The organism is Pseudomonas rhizoryzae (assembly GCF_005250615.1).
GTDB classification, from domain to species: Bacteria; Pseudomonadota; Gammaproteobacteria; order Pseudomonadales; family Pseudomonadaceae; genus Chryseomonas; species Chryseomonas rhizoryzae.
Window position 1 is genome coordinate 379123 of the sequence record NZ_SULM01000005.1, and the last position, 15830, is coordinate 394952.

16 protein-coding genes are annotated in these 15830 nt (G+C 65.3%); 12 read left to right on the forward strand and 4 right to left on the reverse strand.

The window, feature by feature from the left end:
• The first annotated feature begins 34 nt into the window (after positions 1 to 34).
• The 3 genes from FAZ11_RS10465 (at position 35) to FAZ11_RS10475 (ending at position 1569) form a co-directional block, all read left to right on the forward strand.
• Positions 35 to 589: a Smr/MutS family protein gene (locus FAZ11_RS10465; RefSeq protein WP_058771947.1), complete on the forward strand. Its 555-nt coding sequence runs from the start codon at positions 35 to 37 to the stop codon at positions 587 to 589.
• Positions 590 to 652: 63 nt separating this feature from the next.
• The gene (gene folE, locus FAZ11_RS10470; RefSeq protein ID WP_058765170.1) at positions 653 to 1201 is read left to right on the forward strand and encodes a GTP cyclohydrolase I FolE; all 549 of its coding nucleotides are present in this window, start codon (positions 653 to 655) and stop codon (positions 1199 to 1201) included.
• Between the two features lie 86 nt (positions 1202 to 1287).
• The gene (locus FAZ11_RS10475) at positions 1288 to 1569 is read left to right on the forward strand and encodes a putative quinol monooxygenase (protein ID WP_275078151.1); all 282 of its coding nucleotides are present in this window, start codon (positions 1288 to 1290) and stop codon (positions 1567 to 1569) included.
• Positions 1570 to 1748: 179 nt separating this feature from the next.
• Here the strand turns inward: FAZ11_RS10475 and FAZ11_RS10480 are convergent, their stop codons facing one another.
• Positions 1749 to 2297, reverse strand: a complete 549-nt coding sequence (locus FAZ11_RS10480; protein WP_058771948.1) for an adenine phosphoribosyltransferase — start codon at positions 2295 to 2297, stop codon at positions 1749 to 1751.
• A gap of 210 nt (positions 2298 to 2507) precedes the next feature.
• On the opposite strand from FAZ11_RS10480, the gene FAZ11_RS10485 reads away from it, so the two are divergent.
• From FAZ11_RS10485 to rbsD, 6 genes are read left to right on the forward strand one after another with little or no spacing between them, the layout of a single operon-like run.
• Positions 2508 to 3461, forward strand: coding sequence for a sugar ABC transporter substrate-binding protein (locus FAZ11_RS10485; RefSeq protein WP_058765175.1), 954 nt, complete (start codon positions 2508 to 2510; stop codon positions 3459 to 3461).
• Between the two features lie 11 nt (positions 3462 to 3472).
• Positions 3473 to 5035, forward strand: a complete 1563-nt coding sequence (locus tag FAZ11_RS10490; protein WP_058771949.1) for a sugar ABC transporter ATP-binding protein — start codon at positions 3473 to 3475, stop codon at positions 5033 to 5035.
• A complete protein-coding gene (locus FAZ11_RS10495; protein WP_058768448.1) occupies positions 5032 to 6009 on the forward strand; it encodes an ABC transporter permease in 978 nt (325 codons plus the stop codon). Before FAZ11_RS10490 ends, FAZ11_RS10495 begins: the two co-directional genes overlap by 4 nt.
• Positions 6009 to 7028 (forward strand): LacI family DNA-binding transcriptional regulator, encoded by a 1020-nt coding sequence (locus FAZ11_RS10500; RefSeq protein WP_058771950.1) that lies wholly within the window; start codon positions 6009 to 6011, stop codon positions 7026 to 7028. Before FAZ11_RS10495 ends, FAZ11_RS10500 begins: the two co-directional genes overlap by 1 nt.
• Positions 7018 to 7926, forward strand: coding sequence for a ribokinase (rbsK, locus tag FAZ11_RS10505; RefSeq protein WP_058771951.1), 909 nt, complete (start codon positions 7018 to 7020; stop codon positions 7924 to 7926). The genes FAZ11_RS10500 and rbsK overlap by 11 nt, the downstream gene beginning before the upstream one ends.
• Positions 7923 to 8327: a D-ribose pyranase gene (gene rbsD, locus FAZ11_RS10510; protein WP_058765185.1), complete on the forward strand. Its 405-nt coding sequence runs from the start codon at positions 7923 to 7925 to the stop codon at positions 8325 to 8327. Before rbsK ends, rbsD begins: the two co-directional genes overlap by 4 nt.
• 216 nt (positions 8328 to 8543) lie before the next feature.
• On the opposite strand, the gene FAZ11_RS10515 is transcribed toward rbsD, so the two are convergent.
• Positions 8544 to 11414 carry a sensor domain-containing phosphodiesterase gene (locus FAZ11_RS10515; protein ID WP_081323442.1) on the reverse strand — a complete coding sequence of 957 codons (2871 nt, stop codon included), beginning with the start codon at positions 11412 to 11414 and terminating at the stop codon, positions 8544 to 8546.
• A gap of 406 nt (positions 11415 to 11820) precedes the next feature.
• On the opposite strand from FAZ11_RS10515, the gene FAZ11_RS10520 reads away from it, so the two are divergent.
• The 3 genes from FAZ11_RS10520 to FAZ11_RS10530 all read left to right on the forward strand — a co-directional run bounded on the left by FAZ11_RS10520 (position 11821) and on the right by FAZ11_RS10530 (position 13982).
• Positions 11821 to 12279, forward strand: a complete 459-nt coding sequence (locus tag FAZ11_RS10520) for a ferritin-like domain-containing protein (RefSeq protein ID WP_240043581.1) — start codon at positions 11821 to 11823, stop codon at positions 12277 to 12279.
• 39 nt (positions 12280 to 12318) lie between these two features.
• Positions 12319 to 13218 carry a manganese catalase family protein gene (locus tag FAZ11_RS10525; RefSeq protein WP_058762795.1) on the forward strand — a complete coding sequence of 300 codons (900 nt, stop codon included), beginning with the start codon at positions 12319 to 12321 and terminating at the stop codon, positions 13216 to 13218.
• A 341-nt stretch (positions 13219 to 13559) separates the two neighbouring features.
• On the forward strand, positions 13560 to 13982 hold the full coding sequence (locus FAZ11_RS10530; RefSeq protein ID WP_240043577.1) for a hypothetical protein: 423 nt from the start codon (positions 13560 to 13562) through the stop codon (positions 13980 to 13982).
• Between the two features lie 39 nt (positions 13983 to 14021).
• Here FAZ11_RS10530 and FAZ11_RS10535 read toward each other — a convergent pair whose 3' ends face one another.
• Together FAZ11_RS10535 and FAZ11_RS10540 are read right to left on the reverse strand one after the other, a co-directional pair.
• Positions 14022 to 14621, reverse strand: a complete 600-nt coding sequence (locus FAZ11_RS10535) for a glutathione S-transferase family protein (protein ID WP_058771953.1) — start codon at positions 14619 to 14621, stop codon at positions 14022 to 14024.
• A gap of 1 nt (position 14622) precedes the next feature.
• A complete protein-coding gene (locus tag FAZ11_RS10540; protein WP_058771954.1) occupies positions 14623 to 15792 on the reverse strand; it encodes an aminotransferase-like domain-containing protein in 1170 nt (389 codons plus the stop codon).
• Positions 15793 to 15830: the final 38 nt, after the last annotated feature.

Genomic DNA, 15830 nt, shown 5'->3' on the forward strand with positions numbered 1-15830 from the left:
GCCGGTAGAATGTCGTCCTGTACCGGAGAACACCATGCACGACGACGATGCCTCTTTCGCCGACTTTACTCGCGGGATCCGTCCGCTCAAGCAGGATCGCGCCGACACCGGCAAGCCCCGCGCCGACCGTGGCCAGATCGCCCAACGCCGCGCCGATGCGACCAAGACCACGATCAGTGTCCGCGTCGATGGCCTGAGCGATGCCTTCGTCATCGACGTGGGCGCCGAGGATGAGCTCTATTGGGGGCGCGACGGCGTGCAGGACACCCAGCTACGGCGCCTCAAGGGTGGCCAGATCCCCTTCGAAGGCAGCCTGGACCTGCACGGCATGACCGTGGAGAAGGCCCGGGAAACCCTCTGGGACTTCCTCGCCGAAGCGACCCGCCTGGAAATCCGTTGCGTACGGATCACCCATGGCAAGGCCGCGCGCCTGGATGGGCGCCGCCCGCTGATCAAGAGTCACGTCAATACCTGGCTCCGCCAGCATCCCCAGGTGCTGGGTTTCACCTCCTGCCTGCCCCGCCATGGCGGTACCGGCTCGCTTTACGTCTTGCTCAAGCGCACCATGCTCGAAGGTCGCGACGAGTGAGCCTGTGACTCGGCTGACGTCTCATCCGAGCGCCTTCTTCCTTATCGATAAACAGGAACCCAAATGTCTCTCGAACAGCACTACTCCTCGATTCTGACCGGACTCGGCGAAGACATCGGCCGGGAGGGGCTGGTGGACACGCCCAAGCGGGCCGCCAAGGCCATGCAGTACCTCTGCCGCGGCTACAACCAGACGCTGGAAGAGGTAGTGGGCGACGCCCTCTTCACCTCGGACAACAGCGAGATGGTGCTGGTCAAGAACATCGAGCTGTATTCGCTGTGCGAGCATCACATGCTGCCCTTCATCGGCAAGGCGCACGTGGCCTACATGCCCAATGGCAAGGTGCTGGGCCTGTCCAAGGTCGCGCGTATCGTCGACATGTTCGCCCGCCGCCTGCAGATCCAGGAAAACATGACCCGCCAGATCGCCGAGGCCATCGAGAAGGTCACCCAGGCGGCCGGCGTGGCGGTGGTGATCGAGGCGCAGCACATGTGCATGATGATGCGCGGCGTGGAGAAGCAGAACTCCTCCATGGTCACCTCGGTGATGCTGGGTCAGTTCCGCGCCAGCGACGCCACCCGCGCGGAATTCCTCGGCCTGATCAACCGCTGAAACCGACGCGACGTCCGCCATCCTGGAGGGTCGAATCCCGAAACCTCCAGGAGCCCCGCCCATGCCCGACGTCCATAGCCTCACCCCTGCTCAGGGCTCAGCCCGAACGCTCGCCGGCCCTAGGCGCCCACCTGCTGGATCTCGCGGCCCTGGCCGTGAAGGATACGGGTTGCCTGGAATACCGGGTGTTCCAGGGCAGTGAAGACGGCGATCTCTGGGTGATCCAATCCCGCTGGACCTCGGTCGCGGCCCAGGACGATCACTTCAACCAGCCGCACACCCTCGCCTTCCTGGACGAACTGCCCAAGTTGGCGGACGAGGTGGATCTCTATCCGTTGGCGCCAAGGAGTCCTTCAGCGGAGCTTTGACAAAGCCCGGTGCAGAAGACTATCGAGGCCATGGCTGGGCTATATACCGTAGGTTGGGCTGAGACGGCTCCATCGTCGAAGCCCAACAGCGCTAGCACCGCGGCCAGATCTGTTGGGCTTCGCTGCGCTCAACCCAACCTACGGCCGCCTCTAGAGACGGCTGCATCGGTGGACCGCAATCAATACTCCGACAGCGCAAAGCTCGTCAGGGCGAAGGTGGGGATGCCGGCGGCTTCCAGGCGCTTGGAACCGCCCAGCTCCGGCAGGTCGACGATGGCCGCGGCTTCATGGACGCGCGCGCCCAGGCGCTGGATCAGGTTGCCAGCGGCGACCAGGGTACCCCCGGTGGCGATGAGATCATCCACCAGCAGGACCGAATCGCCCGCGCCGACGCTGTCCTTGTGCACCTCGATCACGGAATCGCCGTATTCGGTGCTGTAGACCTCGGTCAATAGCTCCGCCGGCAACTTGCCCTGCTTGCGAAACAGCACCAGCGGCTTGCCCAGCTCGTAGGCCAGGATCGGGCCGATGAGGAAACCGCGCGCATCCAGCGCTCCCACATGGGTGAAGGACGCCGAGCGATAGCGCTCGAGCAGCGCCGTCATGACCGCCCGCAGCCCTTCGGGCGATTGGAACAGCGGCGTGATATCCCGAAAGATCACCCCCGGCTTGGGAAAATCGGGCACGGCGCGGATGAGGGGTTTCAGGGCAGATTCGGAAAAGGACATGGCAAGACTCTTCGGCGCTTGGCGCCTGTTGGCAGACAAAGGCTCCAAGTATAGCGATCCACGCCGGCCGCGGGCCAACCGAGTGTCCGCCGCACCGCTGAATCGATTCATGTAGTGGAAGCCGATTGACAGCTACCGGCTCTAGGAACATCCTTTTGCCGACGCAAACGTTTGCGCGCACACAACAACCATAAAAATCGGAGATCCCCTATGCTGGCCTTCCGTCCTGCCCGCCTGCTGGCGGCTATCGCCCTCGCTTCCGCCTCGCTGATCCTGCCGTTCACCGCCAGCCATGCCATGGCCGCGGAAAAGCCCAAGGTCGCCCTGGTCATGAAATCCCTGGCCAACGAGTTCTTCCGCACCATGGAAGACGGCGCCAAGACCTACCAGAAAGAGCACGCCGGGGAATTCGACCTGATCTCCAACGGGATCAAGGACGAGACCGACACCTCCGCCCAGATCCGCATCGTCGAGCAGATGATCGTCTCCAAGGTCGATGCCCTGGTCATCGCCCCGGCCGATTCCAAGGCTCTGGTCCCCGTGCTCAAGAAAGCCAGCGACGCCGGCATCAAGGTGGTCAACATCGACAACCGCCTGGATCCGGACGTCCTCAAGAGCAAGGACCTGAACATCCCCTTCGTCGGTCCCGACAACCGCAAGGGCGCCCGCCTGGACGGCGAGTACCTGGCCAAGCGACTCAAGGCCGGCGACCAGGTCGGCATCATCGAAGGCGTGCCCACCACCACCAACGCCCAGCAGCGCACCGCTGGCTTCAAGGACGCCATGGACGCCGCCGGCATGAAGATCGTCAGCGTGCAGTCCGGTAACTGGGAGATCGATCAGGGCAACGCGGTGGCCGCCGCCATGCTCAACGAATACCCCAACCTCAAGGCGCTGCTGGCGGGTAACGACAGCATGGCGCTGGGCGCCGTCTCGGCGATCCGTGCGGCCGGCAAGAAGGGCCAGGTGCTGGTGATCGGCTACGACGACATCCAGGCCATCCATCCGATGCTCAAGGACGGTCGCGTCCTGGCGACGGTGAATCAGTTCGCCGCCAAGCAGGCGGTGTTCGGCATCGAAGCCGCGCTCAAGCTGGTCAAGGGTGAGCCCACCGGCGCCAAGGACGGGGTGATCGAGACGCCGGTCGAACTGGTCACCCAGTAAGGAGAGGCCCCATGTCGTCCGAGGTCATCCTCAGCGCGCGAGGTATCGGCAAGACCTATGCGCAGCCGGTGCTCGGCGCCGTGGACCTGGAATTGCGCGCCGGCGAAGTGCTGGCGCTCACCGGGGAGAACGGCGCTGGCAAGAGCACCCTGTCCAAGATCCTCTGTGGCCTGGTGCAGCCCACCACCGGCGAGCTGAGTTTCCTCGGCCGCCCCTATGCCCCGGGCAGCCGCCGCGAGGCGGAGGCCCAGGGGGTGCGGATGGTCATGCAGGAACTCAACCTGCTGCCCACCCTCACCGTGGCGGAAAATCTCTTTCTCGATCGCCTGCCCCGGCGGCTGGGCTGGATCGACCGCCGCCAACTGCGCGAACAGGCGCGGCTGGCGATGGCCCAGGTCGGCCTGGAAGCCATAGACCCGGATACCCCCATCGCCGAACTGGGCGTGGGTCACCAGCAAATGGTGGAAATCGCCCGCAACCTGATCGGCGACTGCCGGGTGCTCATTCTCGATGAGCCCACCGCCATGCTCACCTCCCGCGAGGTGGAGTTGCTGTTCGAGCAGATCGAACGGCTGCGCGCCCGCGGCGTGGCCCTGGTTTACATCTCCCACCGCCTGGAAGAGCTCAAGCGCATCGCCCAGCAACTGGTGGTGCTGCGTGATGGCCGGCTGGTGGCGGACGCACCCATGGCGCGCTACGACACCGACGAGATCGTCAGCCTCATGGTGGGCCGCGATCTCGGCGAGCACCTGGACATGGGCGAGCGCCGCTTCGGCCCGCCGTTGCTGGAGGTCAAGGGCCTGACGCGTGCCGACAAGGTGCGCGACGTCTCCTTCAGCGTCCGCGCCGGAGAAATCTATGGCATCTCCGGCCTGATCGGCGCCGGGCGCACCGAGCTGTTGCGGCTGATCTTTGGAGCCGACCGTGCCGATTCGGGCACCGTACAGCTGGCTGGCAAGCCTGTAGATCTCGGCTCGCCGACCAAGGTGGTGCGCCAGGGGATCGCCCTGATCACCGAGGATCGCAAGGGCGAAGGCCTGCTGCTCAGCCAGCCGATCAGCGCCAACCTGGCCCTGGGCAACATGGACAAGGTCGCCCGGCAGGGGCTGGTCAGCAGCACGCGCGAAGCGGCGCTGGCCGAGCGCCACATCAAGAGCCTGCATATCCGCTGCAACGACGGCGCCCAGCCGGTGGGCGAGCTGTCCGGCGGCAACCAGCAGAAAGTGGTGATCGGGCGCTGGCTCGAACGCGACTGCCAGGTGCTGCTGTTCGACGAGCCCACGCGCGGTATCGACGTTGGTGCCAAGTTCGAAATCTATGGCCTGCTGGCCGAATTGACCCGCCAGGGCAAGGCGCTGGTGGTGGTCTCCAGCGACCTGCGCGAGCTGATGCTGATCTGCGACCGCATCGGCGTGCTCTCCGCCGGTCGCCTGGTGGAGACCTTCGAACGCCATGACTGGGATCAGGAGCGGCTGCTGGCCGCGGCCTTCGCCGGCTATCGCTCCCGCGAAGCCCTGCTGGAAGATCCTATACCGCCGTTGCAACCTCTTTCTTCTCAGGATGCCCTCCGATGAGCAGTCTTCCCCTCACCTCTTCCCGGCGCGCCTTCGGCCTGGGCCTGGGTACCTACCTGGGCCTGGCCGGCGCCCTCCTGGCCATGATCGTGCTGTTCTCCGTGCTGAGCAGCCATTTCCTGTCGTACAGCACCTTCACCACCCTGGCCAACCAGATCCCCGATCTCATGGTGCTGGCCACCGGCATGACCCTCATCCTCATCATCGGCGGTATCGACCTGTCGGTGGGTTCGGTGGTGGCCCTGGCCGCCGCCGTGGTCAGCGTGGCCACCCTGCAATGGGGCTGGGGCATCCTCTCCGCCGCCGCCCTGGGCATGCTCTGCGCGGCCATTACCGGCGGCATTACCGGCAGCGTGACCGTGGCCTGGCGCATCCCCTCCTTCATCGTCTCCCTGGGCGTGCTGGAGATAGCCCGCGGCGCCGCCTACCAGCTGACCGATTCGCGCACCGCCTATATCGGCGACGCCTACGACTGGCTGTCCACGCCCGTCGCCTTCGGCATCTCGCCCTCCTTCGTCCTTGCCCTGCTGGTGATCGTCGTCGCCCAGTTGCTGTTGACCCGCTCGGTATTCGGCCGCTACCTGATCGCCATCGGCACCAACGAGGAAGCGGTGCGCCTGGCCGGTATCAATCCCAAGCCCTACAAGGTCATCGTCTTCGCCCTGATGGGCCTCTTGGCGGGTCTCGCCGCCCTGTTCCAGATCTCTCGCCTGGAAGCGGCCGATCCCAATGCCGGCGTCGGCCTGGAGCTGCAGGTGATCGCCGCCGTGGTGATCGGCGGGACCAGCCTGATGGGCGGCCGTGGCTCGGTGATCAGTACCTTCTTCGGTGTGCTGATCATCTCGGTGCTGGCGGCTGGCCTGGCGCAGATCGGTGCCAGCGAACCCACCAAGCGCATCATCACCGGCGCGGTGATCGTGGTCGCGGTGATCCTCGACACCTACCGCAGCCAGCGGGCCAAGCGGAGCGCCTGATGGCCACCATCAAGGACGTCGCGGCCCGCGCCGGCATCTCCTACACCACGGTGTCCCACGTGGTGAACAACACCCGCCCGGTGAGCCCGGGGGTGCGGGAGAAGGTCGAGGCCGCCATCGCCGAACTGGGCTACGTGCCCAGCGGCGTGGCCCGCTCCTTGCGCAGCCAGGCCACCGGTACCTTCGGCGTGCTGGTGCCCAATGCGGTCAACCCCTACTTCGCCGAGCTGGCCCGTGGCATCGAGGATCACTGCGAACGCCAGGGCTATAGCGTCATCCTCTGCAACTCCGATGACGATGCCGAGAAGCAGCTGCGCTATCTGCGCGTGCTCAGGGAACGGCGCATCGACGGCCTGGTGGTCGCCACCGTCGATGGCGATCCGCGCTTCGCCGAGGCGCTGGCGGGCCTGCGCATCCCGCTGGTGCTGGTGGACCGGCCGCTGGAAGGTGTCCAGGCCGGGCACATCCGCATCGATCACCACCAGGGCGGCCTGCTCGCCACCCGGCACCTGCTGGAGCTGGGCCATCGCCGGATCGCCTGTATCGGCGGCCCGGCCGACTCGCCCGTGGTCCGCGAGCGGGTGACCGGTTACCAGCAGGCCCTGGCCGAAGCGGATGTCGCTCCCGGTCCCGTCCGCCACTGCCCCTTCACCGCCGCGGCTGGCCATGCCGCGGCGCGTGAGCTGCTGGCCCAGCCGGATCGCCCGACCGCGATCTTCGCCGGCAACGACACCATCGCCCTGGGCGTGCTGCGCGCCGCCGCCGAAGCCGGTCTCGCGGTACCTGGCCAGCTATCGGTGGTGGGCTTCGACGACATCGAACTCAGTCGCTATCTCTATCCGGCGCTCACCACCATCGGCCAGTCGATCCGCGACCTGGGCGAACGCGCGGCCCAGTTGCTGCTGGCCCGCCGCGAGGCGGTGGACGGCCCCTCCACCCACGACATCGCCGTACCCCGGCTGGTGCTGCGCGAATCCACCGCGGCGCCTTCTGCTCTGGAGATTTCCCATGCACCCTGACGTCATCGTCATCGGCAGCCTCAACATGGACCTGGTGGTGCGCGCCCCGCGCCTGCCCAAGGGCGGCGAAACCCTCGCCGGCCATAGCTTCGCCACCGCGCCCGGCGGCAAGGGCGCCAATCAAGCGGTAGCCGCCGCGCGCCTGGGCGCCACGGTCGCCATGATCGGTTGCGTCGGCGCCGATCCCTATGGCGATTTCCTCACCCGTAGCCTGGTCCAGGAAGGCATCGACTGCCGGGGCGTCTCGGTGGCGGCCGAGGTGCCGACCGGGATCGCCTCCATCCTGGTGGACGCTGAGGGCCAGAACGCCATCGTCATCGTCGCCGGTGGCAACGGCGAGCTGTCCGCCGCACACCTACAGGCGCAGGAGTCGCTGCTGGCGGAGGCGAAGATCGTCATCGCCCAGCTGGAAGTGCCGCTGGAAACCGTGGGCGACGCCCTGGCCCGCGCCCACGCCCTGGGCAAGACGGTGATCCTCAATCCGGCACCCGCCACCGGGCCCTTGCCGGCCGAGTGGTACGCCCATATCGACTACCTGGTACCCAACGAAAGCGAAGCCAGTCTGCTCACCGGGCTGCCGGTAGGGAATCTGCAAGAGGCCGAAGCCGCCGCCCGCCAACTGATCGCCGCCGGCGCCCGCCAGGTGTTGCTGACCCTCGGCGGCCAGGGCCTGTTGCAGGTCACCGCCGACAGTTGCCGTCATCACCCGGCCACCCCGGTCAAGGCGGTGGACACCACCGCCGCCGGTGATACCTTCCTCGGCGGTTTCGCCGCCGGCCTCGCGGAAGGCCTGGACGTGGAAGCAGCCATCGCCCTCGGCCAGCAGGCCGCCGCCATCGCCGTCACCCGCCCGGGTGCCCAGCCCTCCATCCCCACCCGCCGGGAGCTCACTCGATGAAAAAGACGTCCCTGCTGAATATCGCCCTGTCCCAGGCCGTCGCCAGCCTCGGCCATGGTGATCTGGTGGTCATCGGCGACGCCGGCATGCCGGTCCCAGCCGGCACGCCCCTGGTCGATCTGGCCGTCACCCCCGGGATTCCCGACTTCCACAGTGTGCTGCGCGCCCTGCTCAGCGAGATGCAGGTGGAAAGCCATCTGCTCGCCGAGGAAACCCTCGCCGTGCAGCCACCGGCCCTGGCCGAGCTGGAACGCCTGACCGCCGACGGCGCCCTGGGTGAACGCCGGTTGGTCTCCCACGAAGAACTCAAGACCCTGTGTCGCCAGGCCCGGGTACAGATCCGCACCGGGGAGTGCCAGCCCTATACCAATCTGATCCTGGTGGCGGGCGTCACCTTCTAGGCTCTGTACGAAAAATGCCTGCGCATCGGTGATGCTTCGTTGAAAAAGGCCTGGATCGCCAGCCCCACCTAGGCGGCCCCGTCGGAATGCTCATTTACCATTCGTAAACTCGTTCGCGAGCCCGGTCGAGCGCGAGTCCGATCCGCTTCCTCAGCCTTTTTCGCGGGGCCGCCTAGGCCTCGCCTGACCTTCGCTCGGCGACTTTTCGTACAGAGCCTAATCACTCCCCGCCAGCAGTCGCCGAGTCGCCGGCAGATCCAGCGGCCGCGCGAAGTGATAGCCCTGGGCATGGCGCGCGCCCATGTCCTTGAGCAGTTGCAGCGCCTGGGCGTCCTCGACGCCCTCGGCGACCACATCCAGCCCCAGGGATTCGGCCATGCGCACGATGGCCCGGACGATGGCGGCGCTGCGGGTGCTCTCGGCCAGGCGCAAGACGAACGACTTGTCGATCTTGAGCCCGCGAAAGCGATATTCGTGGACGTAACCCAGCGACGAGAAGCCCGCGCCGAAATCATCCAGCACCACCGAGACGCCCTGGCGATCCAGGGCTTCCATCGTCGCCTTGGCCCGTTCCGGTTCGGCGACCAATGCCCCCTCGGTCAATTCCAGGCAGATCCGCGACGGCGCCACGCCATGGGCCGCCAGGATGGTCAGCACCTCATCGGCGAATTCCGGCCGCACGATGCTGTAGCTGGAGCAGTTGACGTGCACCACGGGCCACCCGGCCTGGGCCGGCTCGGCCAGGATGGCGGCGATCCGCGTCAGCATGTAGGTGTCCAGCCGTCCGATCAGCCGCAGGCCCTCCACTTCCGGCAGGAAGGCGCCTGGCGCCAGGACACTGCCGTCTGGCTGCCGCCAGCGAACCAGGGCTTCCAGCGCGACGATCCTGCCCGTCAGCACCTCGACGATCGGCTGGAAGAACGGCTCCAGTTCCCTGCCGTCCTTCAGCGCCTTGCGCAGCGAGCCTTCCCGTAGCACCTGGTCGCATACCACCTGGCGCAATTCCTGGTTGAACACCGCGAAGTTGTCGCGGCCACCCTGCTTGACCTGATACATGGCCGTGTCGGCATCGCGCAGCAGATCGTCCGGCTGGTGGTGCAGACTCGGATCGGCGACGACGATGCCGATGCTGCAGGAGGCAAATAGGCTGTGATCCTCGATCACCAAAGGCCGGTCGAAGGCTTCGATGACGCGCTGGGCGATGGCCACCGGTGACTCCAGCCCACCACCGGGCACCAGGATGGCGAATTCATCCCCGCCCAGACGCGCCAGCAGGTCGCACTCCCGCAGGCAGCCGGACAGCCGTGCCGCAGCGGCAACCAGCAATCGATCACCGAAGGGGTGGCCGAATTGATCGTTGACCCGCTTGAAGCGATCCAGGTCGAGAAACATGACGGCGAGCCCGGCATCGCCATCCGCCAGCGCGGACCAGAGTTCGCCGAGGCGCTGCTGGAAGAAGCTGCGATTGGGCAGGCGGGTCAGGGCGTCATGATTGTTTTCGTACAGCAGCCGGGCATTGGCTTCGTCCAGCGCCTTGGTTCTTTCCTGAACCCGCACCTCCAGGGCCTGGCGCGATTGCTCAACCGCCTCGGCCGCAGTGCGCCGCGACAGCGCGGTATCGATATGCCGGGAGACAAAGGTCAGTAGCTCCTGATCCCGCGGGCTGTAGCAGACGTCCTCACGATAGCTCTGCACCGCCAACACGCCCCTGACGTGCGTACCGTCGTAGAGCGGCACACCCAACCAGGAGAAGGCCTCGGGCGTCCCCTCGACCGGCGTGATCTCGCCCTGCCTGATGAGCTGGTGCGCGCGCTCGCGATCGATGATGCAGGGCCGGCGCTGGCGGATGGTGTACTCGGTGTAGCCGCGGGTCCGGCGCCGCTTGTTCGGCGCCACCTTGCGGCGCTCATCGACGAAGTAAGGAAAACTCACCTCGCCGGAGGCATCGTCGTAGAGTGCGATGTAGAAATTCCGCGCATAGAGCAATTCACCGACGACCCGGTGCAAGCCACCCAGCAGATCGGGCATGTCGGCGCTGGCACTGGACAACTCGGCGATGCGAAACAGCGCCGCCTGCAATTGCTCGGCCCGCTCCCGTTCGGCGATCTGCTCGCGCAGTCGGGTATTGAGCTCGGAGAGCTCCTGGGTGCGCTGGCTGACGGTCGCTTCCAGATCTTCCCGTCGCAGGATGCGATCCAGCGCCATGGCCACATCGCGGGCGATGACTTGGAACAACGCCTGATCTTCGCTGCCGTAGCGCCGCTCGCGTTCGTACACCTGCAGGCTGAGCACCCCAAAGGTACGGTCGGTACCATCCTTGAGCGGTATGCCCATCCAGAACTCGGGTACGCTGCCCTGGCAATAGTAGGGTCCCGCGACCAAGGCGGCCTCGATGGCTTCCTTGGACAACAGCAGCGGCTCACCCTGCAGCAGCACATGGGCAGTCAGGCTCGGACGCGCGCGATCCAGGAGTTCGAAGGAGCCTGGCTCGGGCGGACTCTCGTCGCGTTGGTCGAAATAATAGGGATAGTGGATTCGCTCGAAATCCGGGTCCGACAGGGCCAGACAGAGGTTTTCGGCATCGATCAGGGTCACCAGCAGCTCATGGGTCCGCTGCATGAACAGCTGGCGATCCACCGTCGAACTCGCCAGGTAGGTGATGTCATAGAGCACCTGCTGGATGGCTTGCACCCGCTGCAGCTGTAAACCTTGCAGCACGAAGCCGAAGCGTAGCGCCAAGGCGGCGAAGTCGGTGTGTTCATCGGACCTGGCGAGCAACCAGCCGAGTGCGCCAGGGCCGAGACCAGTGGGGTAGCAGGTAACCGCGGCCTGATCGCACCAGACCGCCAGTCCATCGTCATCGAGTAGCAGCGGCCAGCCGGTCGCCTGGTTACCCTGGGCGATCCGGCACCAACTACCCCGACGCTGGTACCAGGCCCAATCGGCTTCGGCGGCAACCTCGCGTAATTGCGCGATGACCTGATCCGCGTTCAGCCCCGGCACATTCGGATCCGGCCAGGGCAAGGGCTGGGGTCGCGCTCGATCAGCCAAGTCTGAACCTGGCGTGTGCTCCTCAGGCACCTTCATGCTGACTCCTTCCCATGCATCTTTTCAATCGTGACACAAATACCCCAGGCCCTACCAAGCAGAGGGTAAACGGTTCACTTGGCCGGTCGAACGGTAAACATATGACTATATTGGGCATGTGCCTGGGACAAGCCTTGTACAGCCAGAGCCTGCCTGTCCAAGAATTGTCCAGGCCAGACGCCCAGCTGCCGCTGGGGTTGTAGAACAAATCCCGGCAGTCGTCCCCACCGATCCGAAAGCCCTCCGCCGCGCGAATCTCTCGCTCACTGCAGCCCACTAATAATCAGACATAACGCAGTGTGACGACGCCTATCAGCGGATCGCCACCTCTTTCCCCATCAGGAGTTCTGCCGTGACCGCCTCCAAAAAAGACAACCTTATCGATTGGCTTCGCGATGCCCATGGCATGGAAGAACAGGCCGAGAAAATGCTCTCCGCCCAGTCCGCTCGCCTGGAGCATTACCCGCAGCTGCGTCAACGCATCGAGCAGCACATCAAGGAGACCCAGGAACAGCGGCAGGTGATCGAAGGTTGCCTGAGTCGTCTTGGCAGCAGTCCGTCCACCCTGAAGGACATGGGCGGCAAGTTGATGGCGCTGGGTCAGGCCATCGGTGGCGCACCGATGAGCGATGAAGTCATCAAGGGCGCCATCAGTGGCTATGTCTTCGAGAACATCGAGATCGCCACCTACACCGTGATCATCGCCGCCGCCGCCGACCTCGGTGATCGCGAAACGCAGCAGGCCTGCGAACGCATCCTCGAACAGGAGAAGGCCATGGCGGCCTGGTTGCTCAATGACCTGCCCGCCACCACCCGAGCCTTCCTGGAGCGCTCCGCGGACCCCGACCTGACCGCGAAGCGCTGATAACACCGTGATTTACCGTGACTAGCCCCTGGAGGTTACATGTTCGTCCATAACAAGCGACTGCAATACACCGTGCGCGTGTCCGAACCCAATCCTGGCCTCGCCAACCTGATGCTGGAACAATTCGGCGGTCCCCAAGGCGAACTCGCCGCCGCCATGCGCTACTTCACCCAGGCGATAGCCGAGCTCGACCCGGGTCGCAAGGACATGCTGTTCGACATCGCCACCGAAGAACTCAGCCACCTGGAAATCATCGGCTCGCTGATCGCCATGCTGAACAAGGGCGCCAAGGGCGACCTGGCGGAAAAGACCCAGCAGGAGGCGGACATGTATCGCTCCCTCACCGGAGCCGGCAACGATTCCCATGTCACCCAGATCCTCTATGGCGGTGGCCCGGCCCTGGTCAACTCGGCGGGGGTACCCTGGACCGCGGCCTACATCGATACCATCGGTGAACCCACCATCGACCTGAGATCCAACATCGCCGCTGAAGCGCGGGCCAAGATCGTCTATGAGCGGCTGATCAACGTTACCGATGATCCGGGCATCCAGGACACCCTGAGCTTCCTGATGACCCGCGAGATCGCCCACCAGAAGTCGTTCGAAAACGCGCTGCATTCGATCCAGCCCAACTTCCCCCAGGGCAAGATCCCGCCGCGTCCGGAGTTCGCCAGCGTCTACTACAATATGTCGCAAGGCGAAGGCGACCTGCGTGGCCCCTGGAACCAGGGCCAGGACTGGGAATATGTCGAGCAGCCCGGCCCGGCAGTGGATGGTGGCGATGGCCTGCCGGCGGTCACGCTACCGGCGTCACAGGCCAAGGCGGTGGAGCAACTCGCCACCCGGACCCTATCGGATCCAAGCGCCGCACCGGTAACCGGTGCCGACCTGGGTGCGGGTCTGGCCAAGAAACTCGACAAGAACCGTCTGGAAGAGTGATTCCCTTCGACGGCGCCGTTCGCGGCGTCGTCGACTACCCCGCCGCCCGCCCTACCTTTCGTCGGACAACTAGCTAGCACTTGCCACCCCCACGAACCTGGCCAATAGCCATCGGTCCTACTGGCTGCATCGCAGTAGGGGAAACCTTGATGGAAGATTATTTGCTGGCCTTCGCCATGGTCGTTCTGACCGCCCTGTTCATAGGTCTCACTACCGTCGGTCTGGTGGAATTCGCCTAATGGCGTTTTGCCCCCTCTTGCGCTGAACATTCGCACAAAGGCGCAGTCTGCCGCTGTGCATTGATGCCATCACGTTGCACCGACGTAGTCAGGGACGCCACCATGAAACGCCACGCTTATGCCCTCGCCGCAGCCGCTGCCTTGACCTGCAGCAGCTCCATTTTCGCCATGGATCAGGATGCCCTGCTCTTCGAACAGGCGACCATGAACGCCTTCAAGAGCTGTGCGAACAAGGCGGTCATCGCCGGCACCCGCATCGGCGATACGGCGCGTTTTTCCGATACCGACAGCTGCGTTGCCCAGGCGCTGGCACAGATCGAACCGGTCTATCAGAAAGCCCTGACATCGCTGCAGAACAACGGCGCGGCACGCCGTTGCCTGCAGACCTACTACAGCAACTGGCTGGCGCTGATAAAGTCGCTCCCCGAGCTGCAATCCAAGCCGCCGTCATCGGTACTGCTCACCGCCAACGGGGGCGAGCGCCGGCTAAACCAGTATTGGCAATTCGTGGTCAGCGCCCGCTAGCGACCAGGCGGGCGTGGCCCACGGCCACCTTTACCGCGCTCAACCGATGGCAACGTGCCGCGGTTGAGCAGTCACCCGATCCTGCCACGCACGGATCGCCGGAAAGTCATCCAGCACGAAGCCGCCCTCATGGGCCACGTGGGTATAGGCATAGAGCGCGATGTCCGCGATGGAATAGCGCTCACCCACCAGGAAGGGCGTGCGCTGCAACTGTTGCTCCATCACCCGCAAGCCCTTGTAGCCACGCACCAGGCAGACTTCATATTCCTCACGGCGCTCCGCAGGCATTCCCTGATAGAGCTTGATGAAGCGCGCCACCGCCACATAGGGCTCATGGCTGTATTGTTCGAAGAACTGCCACTGCAACACCTGGGTACGCAGGCGTGGTTCGGTCGGCAGGTAGTCGGTTCCCTCCGCGAGGAAATTGAGGATGGCGTTCGACTCCCAGAGGCAGGTGCCGTCTTCCAACTCCAGCACCGGGATCTTGCCGTTCGGATTCTTCGCCAGGAACGCCGCGGTCTGCGTCTCGCCCGCCAGGATGTCGACCTCGTGCCAGCGATAGTCCACACCCAGCAGGTGCAGCATCAGGCCGACCTTGTAGCAGTTGCCGGAACGGCGATCTCCATAGACCTGATACATCTTACAACTCCTTGTCGGTGGGGGTGGCAAAGCGGATCACGGCGGCCAGGCGTGCCAGGCCGGTATCGAGACGCTCGGGCAGCACATGGCTGAAGTTGAGCCGCAGTAGACCGTGATGACTATCGGGATCGGCGAAGAAGGGTTCGCCCGGCATGAAGGCCACATCCTGCGCCAGGGCGGCGTCCAGCAGCGTACGGGTATCCAGCGGCCTGTTCAGGCGCAGCCAGAAGAACAGACCGCCCTGGGGTACCTGCCACTCGGCGAACTCGCTGAAATGCCGCGTCAGGGCGGCGGCGAAGCCATCGCGGCGCTCGCGATAGAAGGCGCGTATCTCGTCCAGGTGCTGGCGATAACGCTCGCTCCCCAGCCACTGCAACACCTGCCACTGGCTGATGCGGCAGGTATGCAGATCGGCCGCCTGCTTGAGGGCGCGCAGCGGCGGCAGCAACTCGGGCGAGGCGATCAGATAGCCCACGCGCAGCCCCGGCAGCAGGGTCTTGGACAGCGTACCGGTATGGATCCAGGCGCTACGGCGCAACTGGGCGCACAGCGGCAGCGCCGGCGCGCCGTCGTAAGACAGTTCGCGATAGGGCTCGTCCTCGACCAGGGTCACGCCGAATTCATCCAGCAGCGCGGCCACGGCCGCGCGATTGGCGGCGCTGTAGCGCACGCCGGAGGGATTCTGGAAGGTGGGAATCAGATAGGCGAAGGCCGGACGGCGCTGCTGCAGGCTGAGTCGCAGGGCGTCCAGGTCCAGTCCTTCCGGGGTCAGGCTGACGCTCAGGCAGTCCGCGCCGAAAAACTGGAAGCTCTGCAGGGCGGCCAGGTAAGTGGGGCCTTCCAGCAGCACCGGGGTGCCGACGTCGAGATACAGCTTGGCGACCAGATCCAGCGCCTGCTGTGAGCCGGTGGTCACCAGCACCTGCTCCGCGGTGCAGTTCAGACCATAGGCCCGCGCCTGGGCGGCGATGGCCTCGCGCAGGGCCGGTTCGCCCTCGCTCATGCCGTACTGGCCCAGGCTCGCTGGCAGGCCGCTCCAGTCCACTTCGGGCAGACAGCGCTCGGCCGGTAGGCCGCCAGCGAAAGACATGACCTCCGGGCGCTGCGCCGCGGCCAGGATGTCGCGAATCAGACTGCTCTTGAGTCGGGTCACCCGTTCGGAAAATGCCATGTACCCTCCAGTGGCCCGTGGCCGGATAATGAGTCAAA

What these genes read in the sequence shown, in the direction of transcription:
- FAZ11_RS10500 (WP_058771950.1), top strand. Translation starts at nt 6,009, where the DNA reads ATGGCCACCATCAAGGACGTCGCGGCCCGCGCCGGCATCTCCTACACC.
- FAZ11_RS10480 (WP_058771948.1), bottom strand. Translation starts at nt 2,297, where the DNA reads ATGTCCTTTTCCGAATCTGCCCTGAAACCCCTCATCCGCGCCGTGCCC.
- FAZ11_RS10540 (WP_058771954.1), bottom strand. Translation starts at nt 15,792, where the DNA reads ATGGCATTTTCCGAACGGGTGACCCGACTCAAGAGCAGTCTGATTCGC.
- FAZ11_RS10515 (WP_081323442.1), bottom strand. Translation starts at nt 11,414, where the DNA reads ATGAAGGTGCCTGAGGAGCACACGCCAGGTTCAGACTTGGCTGATCGA.
- FAZ11_RS10535 (WP_058771953.1), bottom strand. Translation starts at nt 14,621, where the DNA reads ATGTATCAGGTCTATGGAGATCGCCGTTCCGGCAACTGCTACAAGGTC.
- FAZ11_RS10465 (WP_058771947.1), top strand. Translation starts at nt 35, where the DNA reads ATGCACGACGACGATGCCTCTTTCGCCGACTTTACTCGCGGGATCCGT.
- FAZ11_RS10495 (WP_058768448.1), top strand. Translation starts at nt 5,032, where the DNA reads ATGAGCAGTCTTCCCCTCACCTCTTCCCGGCGCGCCTTCGGCCTGGGC.
- folE (WP_058765170.1), top strand. Translation starts at nt 653, where the DNA reads ATGTCTCTCGAACAGCACTACTCCTCGATTCTGACCGGACTCGGCGAA.
- rbsD (WP_058765185.1), top strand. Translation starts at nt 7,923, where the DNA reads ATGAAAAAGACGTCCCTGCTGAATATCGCCCTGTCCCAGGCCGTCGCC.
- rbsK (WP_058771951.1), top strand. Translation starts at nt 7,018, where the DNA reads ATGCACCCTGACGTCATCGTCATCGGCAGCCTCAACATGGACCTGGTG.
- FAZ11_RS10485 (WP_058765175.1), top strand. Translation starts at nt 2,508, where the DNA reads ATGCTGGCCTTCCGTCCTGCCCGCCTGCTGGCGGCTATCGCCCTCGCT.
- FAZ11_RS10525 (WP_058762795.1), top strand. Translation starts at nt 12,319, where the DNA reads ATGTTCGTCCATAACAAGCGACTGCAATACACCGTGCGCGTGTCCGAA.
- FAZ11_RS10530 (WP_240043577.1), top strand. Translation starts at nt 13,560, where the DNA reads ATGAAACGCCACGCTTATGCCCTCGCCGCAGCCGCTGCCTTGACCTGC.
- FAZ11_RS10520 (WP_240043581.1), top strand. Translation starts at nt 11,821, where the DNA reads ATGGAAGAACAGGCCGAGAAAATGCTCTCCGCCCAGTCCGCTCGCCTG.
- FAZ11_RS10490 (WP_058771949.1), top strand. Translation starts at nt 3,473, where the DNA reads ATGTCGTCCGAGGTCATCCTCAGCGCGCGAGGTATCGGCAAGACCTAT.